At 71.5% G+C, this 21,130-nt stretch carries 15 protein-coding genes; 5 read left to right on the top strand and 10 right to left on the bottom strand.

The genetic code is table 11. The annotated features are described in order from the left end of the window. Positions 1 to 53: 53 nt before the first annotated feature. The gene (locus ACFFHU_RS00235) at positions 54 to 1,478 is read right to left on the bottom strand and encodes a UDP-glucose dehydrogenase family protein (protein WP_377334411.1); all 1,425 of its coding nucleotides are present in this window, start codon (positions 1,476 to 1,478) and stop codon (positions 54 to 56) included. A gap of 278 nt (positions 1,479 to 1,756) precedes the next feature. Here ACFFHU_RS00235 and ACFFHU_RS00230 point away from each other — a divergent pair, with 278 nt between their 5' ends. Further along, a complete protein-coding gene (locus ACFFHU_RS00230) occupies positions 1,757 to 2,920 on the top strand; it encodes an acyl-CoA dehydrogenase family protein (protein WP_377334410.1) in 1,164 nt (387 codons plus the stop codon). Positions 2,921 to 3,467: 547 nt separating this feature from the next. Here the strand turns inward: ACFFHU_RS00230 and eccB are convergent. Continuing rightward, positions 3,468 to 4,850 carry a type VII secretion protein EccB gene (gene eccB / locus ACFFHU_RS00225; protein ID WP_377334408.1) on the bottom strand — a complete coding sequence of 461 codons (1,383 nt, stop codon included), beginning with the start codon at positions 4,848 to 4,850 and terminating at the stop codon, positions 3,468 to 3,470. 51 nt (positions 4,851 to 4,901) lie between these two features. On the opposite strand from eccB, the gene ACFFHU_RS00220 reads away from it, so the two are divergent. After that, positions 4,902 to 6,197, top strand: coding sequence for a type VII secretion protein EccE (locus tag ACFFHU_RS00220; RefSeq protein ID WP_377334406.1), 1,296 nt, complete (start codon positions 4,902 to 4,904; stop codon positions 6,195 to 6,197). Further along, positions 6,194 to 6,862: a hypothetical protein gene (locus ACFFHU_RS00215; protein ID WP_377334404.1), complete on the top strand. Its 669-nt coding sequence runs from the start codon at positions 6,194 to 6,196 to the stop codon at positions 6,860 to 6,862. The genes ACFFHU_RS00220 and ACFFHU_RS00215 overlap by 4 nt, the downstream gene beginning before the upstream one ends. A 5-nt stretch (positions 6,863 to 6,867) precedes the next feature. Here the strand turns inward: ACFFHU_RS00215 and ACFFHU_RS00210 are convergent, their stop codons facing one another. Next, positions 6,868 to 8,925, bottom strand: a complete 2,058-nt coding sequence (locus tag ACFFHU_RS00210) for a hypothetical protein (RefSeq protein ID WP_377334402.1) — start codon at positions 8,923 to 8,925, stop codon at positions 6,868 to 6,870. A gap of 139 nt (positions 8,926 to 9,064) precedes the next feature. Here ACFFHU_RS00210 and ACFFHU_RS00205 point away from each other — a divergent pair, with 139 nt between their 5' ends. Together ACFFHU_RS00205 and ACFFHU_RS00200 are read left to right on the top strand one after the other, a co-directional pair. Then, positions 9,065 to 11,806: a putative alpha/beta hydrolase gene (locus ACFFHU_RS00205; protein WP_377334400.1), complete on the top strand. Its 2,742-nt coding sequence runs from the start codon at positions 9,065 to 9,067 to the stop codon at positions 11,804 to 11,806. Between the two features lie 227 nt (positions 11,807 to 12,033). Next, a complete protein-coding gene (locus tag ACFFHU_RS00200; protein ID WP_377334398.1) occupies positions 12,034 to 13,050 on the top strand; it encodes a hypothetical protein in 1,017 nt (338 codons plus the stop codon). A 126-nt stretch (positions 13,051 to 13,176) separates the two neighbouring features. Here ACFFHU_RS00200 and ACFFHU_RS00195 read toward each other — a convergent pair whose 3' ends face one another. The 7 genes from ACFFHU_RS00195 to eccCa form a co-directional block, all read right to left on the bottom strand. Beyond that, the gene (locus tag ACFFHU_RS00195; RefSeq protein ID WP_377334396.1) at positions 13,177 to 13,512 is read right to left on the bottom strand and encodes a DUF2563 family protein; all 336 of its coding nucleotides are present in this window, start codon (positions 13,510 to 13,512) and stop codon (positions 13,177 to 13,179) included. A gap of 13 nt (positions 13,513 to 13,525) precedes the next feature. Beyond that, positions 13,526 to 15,310 (bottom strand): hypothetical protein, encoded by a 1,785-nt coding sequence (locus tag ACFFHU_RS00190; protein ID WP_377334394.1) that lies wholly within the window; start codon positions 15,308 to 15,310, stop codon positions 13,526 to 13,528. 11 nt (positions 15,311 to 15,321) lie between these two features. After that, positions 15,322 to 15,669: a hypothetical protein gene (locus tag ACFFHU_RS00185; protein WP_377334392.1), complete on the bottom strand. Its 348-nt coding sequence runs from the start codon at positions 15,667 to 15,669 to the stop codon at positions 15,322 to 15,324. Between the two features lie 62 nt (positions 15,670 to 15,731). After that, positions 15,732 to 16,034, bottom strand: coding sequence for a hypothetical protein (locus ACFFHU_RS00180; RefSeq protein WP_377334390.1), 303 nt, complete (start codon positions 16,032 to 16,034; stop codon positions 15,732 to 15,734). A gap of 14 nt (positions 16,035 to 16,048) precedes the next feature. Then, positions 16,049 to 16,369, bottom strand: coding sequence for a hypothetical protein (locus ACFFHU_RS00175; protein ID WP_377334388.1), 321 nt, complete (start codon positions 16,367 to 16,369; stop codon positions 16,049 to 16,051). 38 nt (positions 16,370 to 16,407) lie between these two features. Beyond that, positions 16,408 to 17,028, bottom strand: a complete 621-nt coding sequence (locus tag ACFFHU_RS00170) for a hypothetical protein (protein ID WP_377334386.1) — start codon at positions 17,026 to 17,028, stop codon at positions 16,408 to 16,410. Between the two features lie 83 nt (positions 17,029 to 17,111). After that, positions 17,112 to 21,083, bottom strand: a complete 3,972-nt coding sequence (gene eccCa / locus ACFFHU_RS00165; protein ID WP_377334384.1) for a type VII secretion protein EccCa — start codon at positions 21,081 to 21,083, stop codon at positions 17,112 to 17,114. Between the last annotated feature and the right edge of the window lie 47 nt (positions 21,084 to 21,130).

Here is a 21,130-nt window from a genome sequence, read left to right as displayed (position 1 = left end):
GGCCGGTGTCGGCCGGGCTGCGGTCGCCGGGGCGACCGCGGAGAGGTTGCGGCTCAGGGGCGGCCCATGCCGCGGTACTCCCAGCCGGCCTGGGTCCAGGCGGTGGAGTCCAGGCAGTTCCGGCCGTCGACCACGCGCCGGCCGGCGGCCAGCTCACCGAGCGCGGCCGGGTCGGCGTTGCGGAAGTCCGCCCACTCGGTGAGCACGCAGACGAGGTCGGCATCCCGTACGGCGTCGTCCATGGTGGCCTCGTACGTGAGGTCCGGCTGCGCCTTGCGGGCGTTCTCCATCCCCTGCGGGTCGTACACCCGCACGTCCGAGCCGGCCTTGCGGAGCAGCGCCGCGACGGCCAGCGCGGGGGCGTCCCGGACGTCGTCGGAGTTTGGCTTGAAGGTGGCGCCGAGCACCGCGATCCGGGTGCCGGACAGGTCCGGGCCGGCCGGACCGTAGCGCCGGTTGAGCAGCTCGGCGGCCAGCTGGAGCACGCGGTTGCGCCGGCGCATGTTGATCAGGTCGACCTCGTGCAGGAACCGCAGCGCCTCGCCGGCGCCGAGCTCCTGCGCCCGGGCCTGGAACGCCCGGATGTCCTTGGGCAGGCAGCCGCCGCCGAAGCCGACGCCGGCCTGCAGGAACCGGTTGCCGATCCGGGGGTCGTACCCGATCGCCTTGGCCAGCTGCGTGACGTCGCCGCCGGCCACCTCGCAGACCTCGGCCATCGCGTTGATGAACGAGATCTTGGTGGCCAGGAACGCGTTCGCGGCCACCTTGACCAGCTCGGCGGTGGCGAAGTCGGTGACCACCAGCGGAACCTCGCGGTCCTCGGTGGCGGCCAGGTCGAAGACGCCCTTGTGGGCGGCGTACAGCATGCCGTTGGCCCACTCGGACTTGACGCCCACCACGATCCGGTTCGGCCGCAGCACGTCCTCGACCGCGAAGCCCTCCTGGAGGAACTCGGGGCTCCACGCCACCTCGACGCCGAGGTCGGCCGGGGTGTGCTTGCCGACCAGCTGCTCGATCCACTCGGCGGTGCCGACCGGCACGGTCGACTTGCCGACGATCAGCGCCTTGCGGGTGAGGTTCTGGGCGAGGCTGGAGACCGAGGCCTCGACATAGCTCAGGTCGGCGCCCATGCCGTCGGCCCGCTGCGGGGTGCCGACGCAGATGAAGTGGACGTCGCCGAACTCGGCGGCCTCCTCGTACGAGGTGCTGAACCGCAGCCGGCCGGAGGCCAGGTTGCGGCGCAGGAGCTCGTCCAGGCCGGGCTCGTGGAACGGCACCTCGCCCTCGCCCAGCCGGGCGATGCGCTCGGGATCCACGTCGACGCCCATGACCTCGTAGCCGAGCTCGGCGAAGCAGATCGCATACGTCGCACCCAGGTAGCCGACTCCCAGGAAGGTCAGCCGGGGGCGCGCCGCGCCGGAGGGCGGGCTGACCGTACTGAGGGGAAGGGGCTGCGTGGTGGGATAAGGGATCGTCACGCCTTGTTCTCCGCTCGCACTGGCGGCGCTTCGTTGCGTCGCAGCTGACTGCGGCGCCGCGGCCCCGGCACCGGAAGAGGACATTACTGCTTCAATGTACGGCGATCTGCGGTTGTGTGATCTCGCTCATGCCGCGCCGCGGGCCGCCTGCGGCGATAGTTGGTGAGCCTACGCGCTTCCAACGCGGCGGCAGAAATCCGCTGGGTATCCTCGCCACGCTGGCCGGCGGATCCAGAAGATACCGACCAGCCGCGACATTCGCCAAGGGGAGGGGCACGATGACGACAGACCCGTCGTTCGACGTCTACCGGTTGTCCGAGGAGCACGAGGCCGTCCGGGCGGCCGTTCGGGACGTTTGCGACGCAAAAGTCGCACCGAACGCGGCAGAAGCCGACGAAACGGCTGAGTTTCCCAAGGCGTCCTACGAGGCTCTGCGTGCCGCCGACTTCCACGCGCCGCACATCCCCGAGGAGTACGGCGGCGCCGGGGCCGACGCCCTCGCCACGGCCATCGTGATCGAGGAGGTGGCCCGGGCCTGCGCCTCGTCCTCGCTGATCCCCGCGGTCAACAAGCTCGGCACCATGCCGCTGCTGCTGGCCGGCTCGGCCGAGCTGAAGCGTCGTTACCTCACCCCGGTGGCGGCCGGCGAGGCGATGTTCTCCTACTGCCTGTCCGAACCGGAGGCCGGCAGCGACGCGGTGTCGATGACCACCCGGGCCGTCCGCGACGGCGACCACTGGGTGCTCAACGGCGTGAAGCGGTGGATCACCAACGCCGGTGAGTCCGAGTACTACACGGTCTTCGCGGTCACCGACCCGGCCGCCCGGTCCCGCGGCATCTCGGCGTTCGTGGTCGAGAAGGGCGATCCGGGCGTCAGCTTCGGCGCCCCGGAGAAGAAGCTCGGGATCAAGGGCTCGCCGACCCGCGAGGTCTACCTGGACAACGTACGCATTCCCGCCGACCGGATGATCGGCGCGGAGGGCACCGGCTTCGCCACCGCCATGCGGACCCTCGACCACACCCGGGTCACCATCGCCGCCCAGGCCATTGGCATCGCGCAGGGCGCGCTCGACTATGCCAAGGGGTACGTCAAGGAGCGCAAGCAGTTCGGTCGGCCGGTCGCCGACTTCCAGGGCATCCAGTTCATGCTCGCCGACATGGGCATGAAGCTCGAGGCGGCCCGGCAGCTGACGTACGCGGCGGCCGCCAAGTCCGAGCGCGGCGACGCGGACCTCACCTACTTCGGCGCCGCGGCCAAGTGCTTCGCCTCCGACGCCGCCATGCAGATCACCACCGACGCGGTCCAGCTGCTCGGCGGGTACGGCTACACCCGCGACTACCCGCTGGAGCGGATGATGCGGGACGCCAAGATCACCCAGATCTACGAGGGCACGAATCAAGTGCAGCGGATCGTCATGGCGCGCCAGCTGCTGAAGGACTGAATCGAGCCTGTTTTCGCAGGTGAGGGCCGTGGTCGGCGGGTAGTTGACCTTTCGGTTGACTTCGGTCGATCATGGCCCGTTTCGGATGTCATCCTGGCCAAATCCTGGCCTCGCCGCTCACACATGCCCATGTGTCGAGCTCGTTTCCTGCTTGCGGACGACGCCCGCAGCAGGGTGGCTCCTGGGATAACCTTCTCGACGGCTTGGCGCCATGGACCGGACCAGGCGTACCGAAAAATGCGGCGAGTGTGCCGCAGCTCAAGTCGCTTCGCGTCATCCTCGGCTCATCCCAGGGCTCCGACAACATTGTCAAGTGATGACGAGGAGCGCCAGTGGCCGGATGCTGTCGCACCGCCGACAGCCTGGCCCGGCACGGGATGACCGCCTACGACCAGGCCACCGGTGTGGTCCTGGCCAGCGTCGACGTCGACGGCAAGACCAACGAGGCGGCGGCTTCGTCGAGATCACTGACGCGGAGCAGAACCGCAAGCTGGACCGCTGGCACCAGCGGCTCACCGATGGCGGCCTCTGGGTCTGAACCACCAGGTCAGGGGTGGCTGCCTTGGTATTCCTGAGCGGCAGCCTCCGGGTCGAGGGTGGGCCCGGAGGGCAGTAGGGCGACGAAGGGCAGCGGCAGCCGGGTCGCTGCGTCGATCTTGAGCTGCAACCGCGCCACGGCGTCGGCGGAGATGATCGGGAATCGCTGTCCGGATTCGGTGATGAGGTTGTACCCGCCGTCCTGGCCGGCCGTGGTGGTGGCCAGGACGAACGCCCCGGTGCCTGGAGTGATCGAAACCGAGGTGGCCAGGTCGCGGTTCTCGCCGGCCCTGGTGGCGATCGGCGGGGCGGAGCTGGGGGTGGGCAGCGTCGGGGGGAGGCTCACGGTCGCGGCCCAGGGCGCGTCACCGGGTGGTGCGCCGGGTGTCGTGCTGACGCACAGCGGCTGGCCGCGGACCGGGTCCACCGGGCTCGGTACGTCCTTGGGCCAACCTGCCTTACCCGGCACGGGCTGGTGGGACGTGGGGACGTTGACGGCCGCGGAGTCGAGGTGGATCAGTTTGCTGTCGCCGGCCTGGAGCAGGGTGGCGGTCAGCGGTGTGATCGGGCTGATCCCGTCGAACTGGGCCAGCCAGTAGCTTGGGTGCTGGCCGGAGACCTGAGTCTGGATGACGTCGCCGACGGCGGCCCGGTCGGGCAGGGAGGTCGGCGGTGTTCCGCCGTGGGGGACCGGCGGAACGGCGATCTCCGGACCCTCCGGCAGGGTGTCCAGCACCCGCGCCGGCACGGCCATCGGTCGGACGTCCTGGAACCCGAGCACACCGCGGGTGTTGCCGGCCAGCCGGTAACGGCGGCCGAGGGTGATGAGCCAGGTGGTTCCGCCGTCCTGGGCCAGCACCGCGGAGTTCCGGCCGAGCATCCCCTGGGTCGGCGCGGGCGCTCCGGCCAGGACCGTCACGTCGGGCTGCACCACCTGCGAGCCGGACGGCAGCACGCAGACCGTCCACGGTCCGGTGGCCAGGCGCTGCGGCATTCCGTCCGGTGCTCCCGGGATGCCCACCGGGAGGCCGCGTCGCCGTCCGTCCAGGGCGGAGGCTCGGACCTCGACGGGTTTGCCGCCGCCCACCAGCAGTGCCGAGCTGAGATTGAGCGCCGGGTGCAGCACGCCGTCGACCAGCACGTACCGGTCACCGGAGCCTTTGACCAGCACCGCTCCGGCGTCCGGTAGCGAGGGGCCGCGGCCGCCGCCGAGGAGCCCCGCGATGCCGAAGCCAGCCATCACCAGCACGGCGATGACCAGGCTGCCGACCAGCGTCCGGTTCAGCCGGCGATGCGGGTCCCGGCCGGCGTCGTCGACGCCCAGCACGAGGCTCGTCACTCGCCGACGGCTCTCGTAGTCGTACGCTGCGACGTGGTCCCGGGTGGTGGCCATCGGTCGGGTTGACCCTCACTGTCGGTGGTCCCTTCGGTAGCACCATGATAGGTGAACAGGGTTCGATCCCAGCGCGCCCACGAGGACGGCGAAGAGGTGGCGGCACAGGTGTACGGGGCCAGTCCGGTCGGCAGCTCGCCACGGCGTGGATCGCGGCTGCGAATCGACCGAAGCCGACTGATCGCCGTGGAGGCCGTCGCCGGTCTGGCCATCGTCGGTGGCACGCTCGGTGGCGCCGTCGGATGGTCGATGATCTTCGTGGCGGCACTCGTGCTGCTGCTCACGCTTGGCCGCCGGGACGGCCGGTGGTTGACCGAACTGATGGCCGCGCGGCTGCGTGGCGGCACCGCGACCAACGCGGTCGTTGCCGCCCCACCCGAGCCGACGACCAAGCCTCGCGGGGCGGCGGATCAACCCGGCGGGGCGGCAAACAGGCCCGACGGGACGGCGGGCGAGGTGCGCAGCGGCACAGCGGAGTTCGGCGCGGTGGCCGAGATCGTGCCGCAGTTGATGGTGACGGAGTGCAGCAGCCGGAACGGAGACCCGGTCGGCGTGGCCTGGGACGGCCAGGGCTTCGCCGCCGCGCTCGAGCTGGACAGCAACACGCGGTTCCGGCTGGACCTGGGACGGCTCGTCGCATCCGCCGCGACCGACGACGTGCCACTGGCCAGCGTGCAGCTGCTGATCGAACAACTGGCCATGACGAGGATGCCCGGGAGCGGGGTCGTCCGGTCCGCCGGCGACCCCTGGCCGGGCGTGGACCTGCCGCTGCTGCGCCGGGCCTGGATCGCGGTGCGGTACGAGCCAAGCTGGGCGCCCGAGGCGGCAATGCGGCGCGGCGAGGGCGGGGCCGATGGAGCTCGGTTGGCGGTGGCGGCGTCACTGGCCCGGCTGCGGGTGCGGATCCTCGAACAGGGACCGACGGCAACGCCACTGGACGCAGCCGGGTTGACCCGCACGATCCGTACGGTGGGCGACCCCGCCACGACGGGCACGCTGCACCGCGAGCACTGGACGCCAAGCCCGGCGCGGCACCACTGCCTCGGAGCGACGGTCGGGTCCCCGGCCGACTGGCTCACATTGCTGCGGGCCGTCTCGCGCAGCCCGGCCGAGCGGACCGTCCTGTCGCTGTCGATCGAGTTGAACGCCGCCGCCACCCGCAGCCGGGCCGCGATCCGGCTGGTCGGCAGCGACCACGCGGCCGTCCGGCAGGCCCAGGACCGGTTGCTGGCCACCGGCCTGGCCAGCCCGTTGCTCGGAGCGCAGGCGGCGGGGGTGTTGGCCACGCTGCCGCTCGGAGGCGGGCCACGCCCGTCGACCGGCGCCATCGGTTGGATGTCCCGGTGAGGGGGCAGCGGGCGAAGGCGCCCGAGCCGGGCCGAATGGACGTCGAGGTGCTGCCGTCGGTGCGATGGGCGGGGCCTGCCCAGGTCGACCTGGCCGTCGACATTCCGCTGGGCGGGGTGTCACTCGGAAACGACCGCGCCGGGCAACCGGCCGCGGTCGCCATGGTCCAGCCCCGACCGGTACGGATCGGACTGCTCGGCCATCCCGCGTGGGGCGCGGCGCTGGCCCACCGGCTGCTCAGCGTGGGCTGCCAGGTCGCCGTGCTCACCACCGGCTCGAAGCACTGGGCGGCGCTGCGGACGACGGCCAACCCCCCGTGGCTGACCTGGCTGAACGGCCCGACGCGCTGGCCGCCGGGGCGGGACGGGACGGCCGGATTCCGTGGCCCGCAGGTGCTGATCGTGGATTATCCGACCCCGCCGCCGCTGTGGATCGGCAATCAGCCGTGGTGCACGGTCGTGCACGCGAGCACGGCGGCGCCGATTGGCTCGGAGTTCTGGTCGAATACGGATGCGTTGCTGCTCACCGCGCCCGGCTACGGCGCCGTGGTGGCGCAGCGCTGGGGGCTCCCCGACGCGGCGCTCGCCGACGACCTGCGGCCGGGCGAGATCGCGCTGGCCGATCGGCACGGCGTGCTGCCCATCGTTTTTCCCCGTACCGGATAGGTGGGTCAGCGTCGCTGGCCGGCCAGGGGGAGCGGTCCGGTGTGGTCGTCCTCGACCGACCCGGGCAAGGCCGGCCGCAGGTAGACGGTGGTACGCGTACCGCTGACCGAGCGGGACCGGGTGAACAGGCTGTGCAGCCGGCCGGCCCGGTCGGGCCGGCCGGGCAGCAGGCGGCCGACGACCGTGTCGAAGGCGCGGCGGTCACCGACGCCGCCGAGCCAGTCACCGACCCGGCGAGCGATCTCTGCATGCCCGATCATCGGCCGCATGAACGCCGAAGCGGTCGCCACCTCGGTCACGGTTCCCCCGGGAAGCGCGATGCGCAGCATGATCCCGGCGCGGTGGGTGGCTGCCACCTCCTCGGTCAGCACCCCGGGGATCACCGGGCGTACGGCCGCCAGGTCGGGCGGCAGCCCGGCGTCGGTCAGCACCGTGGCGACCAGCTCGGGGCGCCAGCCGGGCAGCTCGTAGTAGACCTTGGCGCCGACCCGGCCGCCCCGGCCCAGCCCGATGGCCAGTTCCTGGCAGAAGCCGTGTGCCTCCAGCCGCGCCATCGTGGCCAGCGCCGGCGCCCCGGCCGGCAGGCCCAGCCGGCGCAGCGCCGTGGTGACCCGCGCGCCGGCCCGCCCGTCGGCCAGGTCGTGGTGCAGCGTGCTCAGGTACGTCTTCAGCACCTCCCCGCCGTCCGTGGTGGTGTCGACCCCGGCCCAGACCCAGAACCGGCAACCCTCCGGAACCGGTAACGCCGGGTCGACCAGCGCGTCGACCGCCGGACGAATACCGGCCCAGGTGTCGGCGTAGCCGAGCAGTTCGGCCGTCCGGCCGATCGCCGCCAGCCCGCTGCGGGCGCGGGGGTACGGAGGAAGAACCGGGTCACCCACTTCGACGGTGTAGCGCAGCGCGGGTGGCCCATCGGTGACCGACAGTTCCAGCGGCAGCCCGCCGGCCAACCCGGACAGTTGGGCGCTCGGCCACGGCGCCGCAGCGGCCAGCGATTCCCGGGTGAGTTCGCCGAAGACCGCGACCGCCCGCGCGGGGTCGACCCCGAGGTCCGCCGCGACGGTGCCCACCAGCCGGTCGTACCCGTGCCCGACCGCGCCCCGCCCGGACGGGCCGGCGAGATGTGCGGTCCGGCTCCCGGCGTTCCCGGTGGTGGTGGCGACCGGTTCGGCGGGAAGCGCCGGTGCGGCGGTGAGCAGGGCGCGCAGCGCGGTGGCCGTGGTGAACACCCCGCGGGCATCGACGCTGCGTTCGGTCACTCCGCCACCGCTCGGGTCCGGGACGAGCAGCTCGGCGTCGCCGGCCCAGCCGCCACCCGGGCGCTCGGCGGCCAGCAGTGATCGTGCGTCGACGGGCGCGTCGGCCAGCACCAGGGCGTGCAGCCAGGACGCGTGCCCGAACGCGGTGGCCGGCGGGCGTACGGGTGCGGGCACCGGGGCCAGACCGGGCCGCCCGGCGACGGTCCACGCCTCCAGCGCGAGCGCCGTCGGATAGCCGTCCTCGGCCCACCAGATGCTGGTCCATCGGCCGGGTGGCCGCTGCCACCGGGCGACCAGCCGCGACCAGGCATCGGCGAGCGCGGGCCGGCCGAGGGCCCCGCCTTCGTACCGGGCCAGCAGCGCCGCGGCGGTGACGTCGGGCGTCGGCTCCGACCACCGGCCGGTGCGGTACACGTCCTGGTACGTCCGGTACCCCGCCGTGCCCTCGTGCGCGGTCAGGAACTCCAGCGCCGCCGCCGGCACCGGCCGGCCAACCGCGGCCAGTAGCCGGACGACCCAGGCGGTGGAGTCGGCATCCGGTGCCACGCCGCGGTGGTATCCCCAGACGGCGCCCGGCCCGACCGTGCTCAGCAGCCAGTCGGCCGCCGCATCGGCGCCCTCGGCGGCGGCCGTCCGCACCGCCGGATCCAGGGTCGGGCTCGCCGCCGCGGCGGCCAGTGCGCTGCCCGCATAGCCGGTGACCCAGGAGTCCGAGCAGCCGACGGCGACCATGAAGTCGCTCCAGCTTCCTTGCGGGTGTTGCAACCGGCGCAGGTATCCGACCGCCCGTGCCGCAGCCTGCATGCCCTCTCCGTTCCGGTTCTCCACCGGGACCGCGGCGCACATTCGCCGGGCCGCGAGCCTATCGACGTGCATGGCAGAATACGGGGTAACCGCGAACCTCCACAGTGCCGTTCGGCGGTGCCGGGAAACGGGGGCGTTCATGGCCGACTTCTCGCAAGAGTCATTGGTCGCGGCTGCCGGGGTGGACCCGTGGAAGCTGCGCGACCAGTTCACCGCCGGTGACCCGGAGGAGATCTACGCGATGGCGCGTGGATTCAACCAGGCGGCGGCGCAGCAGGGCGACGCGGTGACGCTGGCGACCAAGGGCTTGGAAACCGCCGGCGACGGCTACAAGGTCAACAACCAGACCCCGATAGACGTCGACGCCCAGGTGGCGCAGGCCAGCAAGGAACTCGGCAACAGCGGCGAAAAGCTCGGCAAGATCGCGAAGCTGCTCTCCGAGACCGCCAGCGACCTGGCCCAGCGCACCGCGACGGCGAACACCCAGATCAACTCACTGGTCGGTGACGTCAACGGGATCATCGGCGAGTGGAACCAGATGGTCCGCCAGTCGCACAACGACCCGGACTTCCAGCAGAACCGCCATTCGTACATGGCGCCCTACGTGGCCCGCGCCGTGCAAAAGGTCAAGGACTACGGCGGCCCGCTCAACCAGTCGATCGGCGACTACGAGAAATACCTGGCCGATCACCTCAAGGCGATGGCCGACCTCGGCTACATCCCGCCCACCCAGTTGGACGAGGGGCCCGGCGATGTGAACGTGCCAGATCCGAAGTCGGCCGCGAACGGCACGGTCGCGGCGACGAAGATGGGCGACCCCAGCCAGGCCAAGGCGGCCTTCGCGCAGAACACCGCTTATCTGAACCTGCTCAATGAGAAGCAAAAGTCTGGGGTCCCGCTCACCGAGGCCGAGAAGAACTGGCTGAAGGCCTACTACGAGCAGGTGACTCCGCACTTCGGCGAGATCAAGGACTGGGCCGACAAGCAGGCCGGCGTCAAGCCGGGACAGAAGCCCGACCAGAAGGACCCGTTCGTCCAGCTGGTCAGCCGGGTCGGCGACGGATTCCTCAACCTGTCGCGGGACGTCCCGTACGACGAGCTGCCCAAGTCGGCCCGCGACGTCATTGCCAGCAACCTCGGTGTCACAGAGCCTTCCGACGAGGTCGGCTTCTGGGCCACCCCGGGCCAGCGGCACCTCGGGGATGCCTGGCCGCCGAAGACCGATCCGGCGTTGCTGGCAGCCGCCGGGTTCACCGGCCTGCTCAACGACTACTCCAGCGACGGTGTGGCACCGAGCAACGACCTGGCGTCGCACCTGAAGGACGCGGCGTTGCGCTGGAAGCACCAGAGCAACGTCATGTACGCCAACTATCAGGCCGACTACCCGATCGCCAAGGGCTATGACCCCTCGCTGAAGCAGTTGTCCGCCGACGAGTGGAACAAGCTCATGCCCGACGAGCTGTCCTCGGACGCGCTCGGCGTGGTGGCCCGCAACAGCCCGTTCAGCAACGACTGGATCCTGCACAACGCCGCCGAGCGTCGCGAGCTGATGGGCATGAACTGGCAGTCCGGCCAGGGCGCGGCCGACGTGTTGCTCGCGGCCAGCATGCGCGGGCAGCCGGGCCTGTCGAATGCGCAGGCGGCGCAGGCCGGCCTGGCCATCGTCCAGGACGCCGCCACCGACTACAACGGTCTCGCTCACATGGCCAACGCCAAGGTCAAGGGCGCGATCGCCAACGTCGGACTGGTCTACGTCGACTCGTTCGCCCAGCACAACACCGTCCCGGTCGGCGAGGAACAGAACATCGAGATCACGTTGCCGGACGGGACGAAGGTGTCCGGCTTCCAGATGGCCGACGCCACCCGTGGCAACTTCCTGAAGTTCGTCGCGGCCAGCGACCCGGCCATCTACCAGCACTTCCGGGAGGGAACCCTCACCCGGGGCACCGAATATCTGCAGATGGTGATGGGGCAGGGGCACACCGATCCGCACGATCCGGCGTACGTGAGCGCGATGAACGATGCCGTCCGGCTGACCTCCATGACCGATGGCGCGGCGGCGAGCGTGCTCAACGACGCGGCGAAGGAGGGCGCCAGCGGCGACATGCGCAAGAAGATGGCGGAGGACCTGGCGTATGCGCAGGCAATGTCGGATTACAACACCAAAAAGGGTTACGTTGACACGGTGAAGAACCTGTTCAGCGTGGCCGGCCTGGTGAGCTTGCCCACCGGCGCCAGCACCGCGCTGAGCGTCGGCTCCACCGCCTTTGGCATGATCACCGACGCCGCGATCCAACAGCCCCCGGCTCCTGATCAGAACACGTACATCACGAACCTCCAGCAGTACGTGGGGGACCTCGCCGACGCCCAGAACGCGGACGCCGCGGCGCACGCGCGGGTGCAGGACAACATCGTCGCCATGACCGTCCGGGCCGGCGCGGACTCCGGGCATCCGATCATGGTCGACGACGGCCACGGGCACATGGTGGCCGTGACCCAGGATTCGGACGGGCAGTACCCCGAGCCGGTGGTCAGCGACATCTACAACGCCCTGCCGGACTACACCCAGGATCTCGGCGGTAAGTCCATCGACGACCTGCTCGGGGGCTCGCACTCGGATCCGAAGGCGCACGGCGGCGGGTACGACACCCAGTTCGACACGGGCGCGTCCGGCACCGGCCCCGAACAGGTCGGCTCGCTCGGTGACGCCGGCGGCAACTGGTCGAACACCGACGACCAGTACCGGATCTACTACGGCGACGAGACCCGGTGGCGTTACCACGAACCGACCACCTGGGAGGGCGCGTCGCTGGACAGCCAGGCGCCGGACAACAAGGGCAACACGAAGACCGACGCTCCCACCGTGCCGGCGGCCGGATGAGCCCGCGCAGATCGGCGGCCGCAGTGCGCACGACCGCGGTGTTGTGCTGCGTCGCGTTGATGGCGGCGTGCACGTCCGATCCGGCGCCCAAACCCGCGCCCTCGCCATCGAACGCCACCGCCCCGGCACCCTGTCGCACGGACGTGATCGCCGGTTGGCAGGGCGCCGGCTTGGCGGTGTTGTGGGCCGGGCCGGACCGGGGAGACGATCCGCACCGGAAGGGGACCGTGTCCCTTCCTGCCGCGGTCACGGCGATCGACGTACACAACGGTCGGGTTCGCTCCTACTGCCCGTTGCCGGGCACCTCGGCCGAGCTGGCGAGCGCTCAGGACTACACGCTCGGCATGCGGCAGGGCGGCGTGGACTACCCGCCCTTCCGCACCGATGTCGATCTGCTGCTGCGTACGCAGTACTTCTCGCCGGACTTCCGCTGGTTCGGCGCCCCCGGCCTGCCGCTGATCGACGTAGCCGCCGGCAAGGCCGTCTCGACCGATTGGACCGGCGTCACCGTCGGGTTGGGACGCGACCTCGCCCTGCTCCGCACCGGCCAGGGCGCCTCCGCGACCTGGTGCACTAGGTCGCTGCCGCCGAAGGCGGGTGAGGCATGCACGGCCCTCACCGCCCCTGCGGGAGCGGGAGGTTTCGTGATCGGGTCCGGCGGGACCCCGGTCTGGGTGCCGGCGGCCGCGCAGCCGTACGCGTTCGGCCCGGTCACCGGGTACGCCATCACGGACGGCACAAGGCTGTACGGCGCCGACTACCTGTCCACCGCCGACCGACGGGCGCAGCGCGAGAAGCTTTCCCCGACCGATCCTCCGATCGACATCGACCCGGCCGGCCGCGGCGGTTTCGTCACCTCGGCGCCCACCCCGCCGGCTGGATTGAACGACATCGACAGCTGGTTCTCGGTCGACTCGGTCGGAGACGGCAAAATCCACACCCGCTACCACCGGACGAAGGCCCACGACTGCGACAGTCGGTGTTGGATGTGGGGTGATGCGGACGCTCGATCCCGAGCGATCGTCGACAACGGCACCGTCGCCATCACCGCCGCGTTCCAGCTGACGACACGGGATGGCCAAGACCGTGTTTCCACCCGCTTCGGAGCGTTGATGGACGACAGCGGCAAGGTGTACGACCTGAGCAAGGAGCGGGGGCTGGAGTGTCCCCGCCCGCAGTCCTTCTGCCGCATCGTGGCCTGGCCGGACGGCAGTCTCGGCCCTGGGGGAACCGCCGCGCCCTGATGGCGGCGGCACCGGCCCTGTCGGCCCCGCCGCCGGCGGTGTCGGTCCGCGCGGCCGCGTTCCGATGGCATGAACGCATCCGGGGCCGCCGGCTTTCGCCAACGGCCCCGGAGCACACGGTTCCGGTCAGGACATGCCGTCGGCGACCTGCCGGGAGACGCCGCTCTGCGCTGCCACGGTGGTGGTCCGGGTCAGGTCGTCGCCCGCGTTCGCGGTCGTGTCTGCCCGCTGCCCGGAGACGTCGGTGTTTCCGGCGGCGGTCTGCGCCCCCTTGGCGTGGTCCGCCTTGGCCTGCTCGAGCACGTTGGCCAGTGCGCCGGCCGGTCCGACATCGCCGAACGCCCTGGCCGAGACGAGGGTGCCGGTCACGATCGTGCCGGCCGTGCCCGCCTGGTCGCTGGCCTGCCGGCTGATCCGGCCGCCCTGACGTAGCTGATCAGTGTCGTACCGCATGTCTGCCACGACGACTCCTCCGCTAATCCTCGCCCAGCACCGGCGGCCCGGCCTCCAGGTTGGCCGACCAGACGTCGTCCTCGACAAGCCAGTCCGGCCGCTGGCGCCGCTGCTTCTCCCGCTCGCCGCCCTGACCGGCCTGTGTGGGCGGCAGGTACGCCCGGTTGCGGTTCTGGCCGGCGCTGCCTGCGGCCCGGCCACCGCTCGCCGGCCCGGCGCCCTCCTCCAGCGGCTCGCCCGGAATCCGGCCAGTGCGACCGCGACCCGTGCCGGCCGACCGTCCGCCGGCACCCGCGGTGGCGCCCGAGCCGGAGTTGAGCAGCGGCTCCTCCGCCACGCCACCGGCGCCGCCGGCCCGACCCGCTCGGCCGCCGCGGCCGGTCAGCAGTCCCTCCTGCTGTGCGGCGCCACCGCCGGCCCGGCCACCGTTCCGGCCGGTCAGCAGACCCTCCTGCTCCACGGTGCCCCCACCGGCCCGGCCCGCCCGGCCACCAGCCCGGCCGGACAACAGCGGCTCCTCCTGCTGCGCCGTGCCACCAGCCGCCCGGACGGCGGCACGAGCACGACCGGTCCATGTGCTTTCCGGCTCGGTCACCAGCGAGCGGCGGGCACCCGCTCGGCCGCCGCCGGGACCGCCGGCCAGGCCGGCCTGGGTCGGCGGCATGTACGGCCGGCCACCCTGGCTCGCCTCCTTGAGCGCCAACTGCTGCGCCGCGTACGCCTTGGCGGCCATGCTGTCGGTGGCCTGCTGCCGCAGTTGGTTGGCGGCCGGGTTGGCTGGGTCGAGGCTCGGCGGCTGCAGCCCGCCGTACAACCCGCCAAGTCCGGCCGGGCCGCCGCCGGTCCCTCCGGCCCCGCCGCCTCCGCCCAGCGGTGCGGCGAGCCCACCGCTACCGCCGAGCGGACCGGCCGAGGGCGTTGCGCCGGTGTTCAACCCTTCCAGCCTGGAGGCGTACCGCTCCGAGTCGCCGAATGGCTTGCCGGTGACCGGGTCGATCCACCGGCCGGCCGTGGGGTCGAACTCCTGGCCGGTGGCCGGGTTGATCAGGTAGCCGGTGCGCGGGTCCCGTACCCAGCCGGCGAAGTCGCCGCTGTCGGGGCCGAGGACGGACGAGCCCGGGAAGGTGCCGGAACCGACCTTGGAACCATGACCGGTCACCACGGACGCCGCGCCAGCGGCACCGATGCCACCGGCAAGCGCCGCGGTCGACCCGTTGTCGCCGGTCCCGCCGCTCGCCAGCGGATGGGCACCGCCGCCGGAGCCGCCGGCACCGCCACCTCCGGCGCTGCCCGGATCGGCCAAGCCGCTTCCGGAGCGGGTCGGTGCGGGATCCACCGCGCCCGGCTGAAACGCGTCGTAGGCGCCGGCCCACTTGTCGATCTCACCGTTGAGCACCGCGGCCGCCTGCGCCTCGCGGCGCTGGATGGCGTTGGCTCGGCCGGCCGAGAGGGCGTCCTCCGGGCCCACGATGCGCTCCACGTCCTGGTTGAAGGAGTAGTCCTCCTGGTACATGGTCATCTGGGCGCTGCTGCCGGTGGTGGACGCCTTCGACAGACCCTCCGCCACCGTGTCCGCGTACCCGCTGACGTTGGTCATCCAGGATGCCAGAGGGGCGGCCCGATCACCGAAGTTCTGGTACGGCGTGCCGTACTGCTCGGTGACCTTGTCGGCGGTGCCCTGCAGATGCCCGGAGGCGCTGCGCAGCGCCTCGGCGAAGTTCCGCCAGGTCGTGGCGACTGACTCGATCGAGTACGGCTGACCGCTCTCGATCTTGTCCTTCGCCGTCCAGTAGTCGTAGTTGGCCATTGTGCTCTGCCCTACTCAGCCAGGGGGACGTGGCCGCGGCGCGCCGCCGCCTGGGTGGCCGGATCGACATCGTGCGCCAACTGCGCCGCGGCAAGGGTTCGGCTGGCCAGGTCGCTGATGTCGAGCCCGACTTTCTCCAGCTCCCCAAGCATCGATTGGTATGCATTGAATAGCCGTTCGGCGACGGCCTGGCTTCCGTCGATGTTGCCGAAGGCCGCCGGAGGGATCAGGTTGCTCAGCAACTGTTGCTGCAACTCGTTCGGCTTCTGCTTTTGTCGCAGCTCGGCCGCGGCCTGCTCCAGCCGCACCGGATCGAAGACCTGCCGCCCGTTGTCCGTCCATCCGTACGCTTCGCCCACCGTCATCCCTCCAGGCGCCCCGATGCCACGGGGCCGGGCGCCGGCCCGGCCCCTCCCCGTCTTCAGCCGGCGATGACCCGGCTCATCTGCTGGTTGGTGTCCGCCGAGATCGACGCCACGTTGTTGACTGCGACGTGCTGCTGGTTGAGGTCCGCCGTGTACTGCGCGGTGCGCTGGTGGTACCGCGCGGTGCGGTCCTCCAGGGAGGCGCCGGTCAGCGCGTCCAGCGCCTCGGACACCACACCGCTGAGCCGGCTGCGCACACCCTCCCAGATCCGGTCCCAGTCGGCCTGGGAGTTCCGGGTGACGGTGGCGATGTTGACGATGTCCTCGTTCTTGAACTCGATGTAGCCGTTGCCGCTCATCAGATGCCCCTCCTTCACATACCCTGTGCGACGGACGAGCCGGCACCGGACCGGGCGGCCTGAGTCGCCTGGTCGGACCCGGCCTCGGCGGTGGCCCGCAGCTTGGCCAGGTCGGCCTGCAGCTCACCCAGCGTCTCGGACAGCGCCTTGCCGCCGCCGCCCAGCCCGGAGAACGTCGACGAGGTGATCTGTCCCGCCGGCGCCTTCATGGCGGCCTCGCTGAGCCCCGCCTGAGCGAGGATCTTCTGGGTCACGCCCTCCATTTCGGAGATGGCGCTGCTTACCACGTTCTCCGCGGCCAAGACGGCCGACAGATCGATCTTCACACCGGACACTGCGCACCCTCCTCAAGGTGGTGGATCATCAGGCCTTGTCATTCCAGGACCGAGCAGGACTCGACGATGTGGTCCTCGGCGGTCCGGCTCTTGAGGTAGATCGGTATGACCTTGGAGTCGTCCTTGGCCCTGGCCGCCGCGATCCCCTCCGCGATTGCCGCGTCGGCGTCGGCGAGGTCCTGATAGACGACAAAGCTCTTCGGCACACCCGCGGCCTGCAGCTTCGATCGCGTCTTCGCGATGCCTGTGTGGTAGGTGCCGAGAACCTCGACCGCCTCCGCCCACACGCTGTCCCGCACGGGCCGGCCCTCCGTGACCGGCTGGACCTGGCTGGCGGCCCAGGATGTCGCGAAGAACTGGATGGCACTCTCCCCGTACGCGCAGACCGAGCCGGAGAGTTTGGCGACGCCCGGCGGCCGGTGCAAATTGCGAGACGGTGGCTTCGTGTACGTCGGTGAGGGCGGCGTCGAGGCTTCCGGCGTGGCCGGCGCGTTCGAGGAGTCGGTCGGCGCCGTGTTGGTGACCCCGGCGGTTGTCGGGGCGGCCGTCGGCGGGTGTGCCGGGTCGGAGCAGGCGGCCGCGAGGGCGAGCACCATCGCCGCACCGGCCACGGCACGCAGGCTCGGTGCGGTCGGACGCCGCATCATGATCCTGAACAACCTGAATCCTCCTCGAACACCCATTTCAATGTATCGGTGTGGGGCAAAGCTGTGGGGGCAATAAGTCCTACACCCATTTCTGATCAATCTATTTCCGGTCGGGCGTCCAATCGGGCCAACTGCACCGGCACCGAACCGTGTCGGCGGTGCACCAGCGTGCCGCGACCCGGAGGTAGCGGCGCCGGCCGCACGCCGAACAGGGCCCCCTCGTCGCGCGGTGCGCTGAGCACCACCGCCGGATAGCTCTGCTCCCGCATTGCGCCGAGGAATGGATCCAACAGGGCCCGTGCGGCGCCGCCGGCGCGACGGGCAACGTACGGGTACAGGCCGATGTCCCGCGCCTGGGCCAGGAACGGCAGCAGCGGCAGCAGCGGATTGCTGCCCGCGGTCACCAGCTCGTAGTCGTCGACCAGCAGGTAGATGTCGGGCCCGGTCCACCAGCTGCGGTTGCGCAACTGCTGCGCGGTGACCTCCGTGCCGGGCAGGCGCTTGGTGAAGCCCTCGACCAGCCCGGCCACCAGATCCTCGGCCTGGGCCTGGTTGGCGGCGTAGCCGAGCAGCGACTCGCCGGAGAACTCGCCGAGCATGCTCCGTCGGTAGTCCAAGATGATCACCTTGGCCTGCTTCGGCTGCCAGGTGTCCACGACCTGCCGGCCGACCGCGCGCAGCGTCGAGGTCTTGCCGCTTTCGGCGTCGCCGAGCAGGACCAGGCCCGGCTCGCGCCAGTCGAACTCGACCGGGCGCAGCCGCCGGCCCTCCAACCCCAGCACGATGCCGCGTTCCCGCGACTCCTTGGGCAGGTCGGCGAACTCGATCACGGCGGGCAGCAGCCGCACCGGGGGTGCCGACGGGCCGTCCCAGTAGTCGCCGACCGCCTGCACCAGGCCCGCGATCCCGGTGGACAGGTCGGCCACCTCGCGTCGGCGGTCGATCCGGGGGATGGCCGCAAGGTACTGCATGCGGTCCGCGCTGACCCCGCGGCCGGGTCGATCGCTCGGCACCGCCAGCTGTGCCTTGCGGTCGATCTCGGAGTCCAACGCGTCACCGAGCTTGAGTTCCAGCTTCGTACCCACCAGGTCGCGCAACCCGAACCGCAGGTCGAGCCAGCGGTTCGCGGTGAGCACCAGGTGGACGCCGTACGTCAGGGACCGCGAGGCAAGGTTCACCAGCGCGCCTTCCAGGTCCTCGTAGTCCTGCCGGAGCACCGACCAGCCGTCGACCAGCAGGAACACGTCGCCGTACCGGTCATCCTCCACGCTGCCCCGCTCGCGCAGCCTCCGGTAGTCGGCCATGGTGTCCACGCCCAGTTCCCGGAACCGCCGTTCCCGGTCCTCGACCACCGCGGTGACCTCGGCGACGATCCGGCGGGCCACCTCGGCGTCCTGCCGGCCGGCGAGCCCGCCCAGGTGCGGCAGGCCGGACAATCCGAAGAGGGTTCCGGAGAAGTCCAGCGCATAGAACTGCACCTCGGTCGGGGTGTGCCGGAGCGCGAGGGCGCAGATCAGCGTGCGCAGCAGGGTCGACTTGCCCGACCGTGGTCCACCGACAATCGTCGCGTGCCCGCCGGCGCCGGCCAGGTCCACCCACAGCGGGTCCCGGCGCTGGTGGAACGGCCGGTCGACGATCGCCACCGGCACCCGCAGCGGCGCCGAGGCCGGGTCCGCGCCGAATCCCCGGTTGGGGCGTACCCGCAGCCCAGGCAGGAGCATGTCCAGGGTGTCCGGCTCGGTCAGCGGTGGCAGCCAGACCCGGTGCGCCCGGGTGCCCTGCCCGGTGAGCTGCTCAACCATCGTGGACAGGATGGTCGGCCCGCTGCTCTCTCCCTCCGCCGCGTCGGCCGACTCCGGCCCGGCTCCGGCCGTCCCCGTCGAGGCCAGCGTCTGCGGAGTCGGAGACTGCGGGCTCGGTTGGTACTCGGCCTGGAACAGGCGTACCTCGAGTCCGTCCGCCAGCAGCTGGTCACCGATCTGTTCCGGGCTGCCGTACGGGCCGGAGACGTACGCGGCGCGGAACCGGCGCAGGCCGGCGGTGTCGCCGCGCAGATATCCGTGGCCGGGCGCACTGGGCAGGCTGAACGCGTCCGGCACCCCGAGCACCGTCCGGCTTTCCTGCTCGGTGAACGTGCGCAGGCAGATCCGGTACGACAGGTTGGCCTCCAGGCCGCGTAGCCGGCCCTCGTCGAGGCGCTGCGAGGCCAGCAGGAGGTGCAGTCCGAGCGAGCGGCCGAGGCGACCGATCTGCGCGAAGAGGTCGGCGAAGTCCGGCTTCTGTGACAGCAGCTCGGAGAACTCGTCCACCACGATGAACAGGCTCGGCAACGGGAGCAGATCGGCGCCGCGCTGCCGGGCGCGGTCGTAGTCGCGTACCGAGACCAGGTTGCCGGCCGCGCGGAGGATCTCCTGGCGGCGGTTCATCTCGCCGGACAGCGCCTCCTGCATCCGGTCCACCAGCGCCAGGTCGTCCTGGAGGTTGGTGATGACGGCCGCCACGTGCGGCAGGCCGGCCATGCCGGCGAACGTGGCGCCGCCCTTGAAGTCCACCAGCACCAGATTCAGCTGCTCCGGCGGATGGGTCGAGGCCAACGCCAGCACCAGGGTGCGCAGCAGCTCCGACTTGCCCGATCCGGTGGCGCCGATCAGCAGCCCGTGCGGCCCCATGCCGTCGTACGCGGATTCCTTGATGTCCAGCTCCAGGACGCTGCCGTCGGCGGCGATGCCGATCGGGGCCCGGAGCCGGTCGCGCAACGGGCGCGAGGCCCACAGCACGTCCAGGCTGAGCTCGCCGGGGTCGTCCACACCGAGCAGTCCCGGCAGCGTCTGATCCACGGTCGCCAGGTCCTCGGCCTGCGCGGTCGCCACATCCAGGCGGAACTCGGCGATCTGCTGGGCCAGGGATTCCGCCACCGGCGGCGCCAACCCGTCCGGCCGGCCGAGTGCGGTCAGGGTGGTGCCGACCCGGGTGTTCAGCCGCCCGTCGTCCACCACCAGCTCGACGCCGTGCCCGCGTACCAGCTCGGCGCTGCGGCCGTCCAGGTCGACCACCGTGGCCGACTGCAGCCCGTCCGGGTTCAGCAGCAGCTCCGTGCCGGTGGTCATGCCGCCATCCAGGACGACCAGCAGGTGCGGCACGTCCGGATCGACGGCGGCGTGCCGGTTGAATCCCGGCCGGTTCGCCAGCTCGTCCTGGAGCCACTCCTCCAGCGCGGACAGCGATGGGTGGATCAGCCGTACCGGACCGGCGTGATCGACCTCGGTGGGATGCTGAGCATGGGGGAGCCACTTCACCCACGACCACGCCGAGGCGGTGGCGTCGGCGGTGCAGACGGCCACCCGTAGATCGGTGGGGGCGTGCCAGGTGACGGCCTGGGCCACCAGCGCGCGGGCCAGTGACCGTGCCTCGTCCCGGTCGCCGGAGAGGGCGACCGCGGCGTACCGGCGCAGCGACAGCTGTACGGGCAGGTCCGGCACCGCGGAGTGGCTGGCGATGAACCGGCGCAGCGCGAGCGCGCAGAGCGGGTCCAGGTCCTCGACCGGTCCGGTCTCGCCCGGCACCAGCTGGGTGGCCAGATATTGCGGCCCCAGGCCGAGTCGCAGCCAGCCGAAGTCCGGGTCGCTGGGACGCCGTTCCCACAGTCGGGAACCGGCGGCGATCGCCCACAGCTGGTCCGGCGCCGGGGCCACCCAGGCGGCGGCCTCGCGCTGCGCGTCGGCGGTACGTCGTACCCGTTCCCGCGTCTTGCCCAGGTATCTCAGGTAGTCGCGGCGGTTGTGCTCGGCGTCCGCCCGATGGGTGGCCCGGGCCCGCAGGAGCGAACCGGCCACCATGGCCAGCGAGGAGAACAGGAAGAACGAGCCGGCCACGTAGGTGATCGGATTGCTCGGCGCGGCGAACAGGTAGGCCACCGAACCCAGACCGGACAGCGCGGGCAGCGCGGTCAGCCAGACGTTGCCGGAATCCGCCCGGGTCAGCTCGGGCGGCGGTTGAAGCAGCACCTCGCCCTCTGGCACGCTCGGCCGCGGAACCCTGGGCGGGCGGCGGAACGCAGTGGTGGGCAACTCGGAACCCCCGTGCGACGTATTGTGACCGACGATTCAACCGTGGA

Source organism: Plantactinospora siamensis, assembly GCF_042434095.1.
Lineage (GTDB): Bacteria > Actinomycetota > Actinomycetes > Mycobacteriales > Micromonosporaceae > KBS50.
Note: the sequence above shows the minus strand (reverse complement) of the source record. Positions and strands in the feature narration are given on the sequence as shown.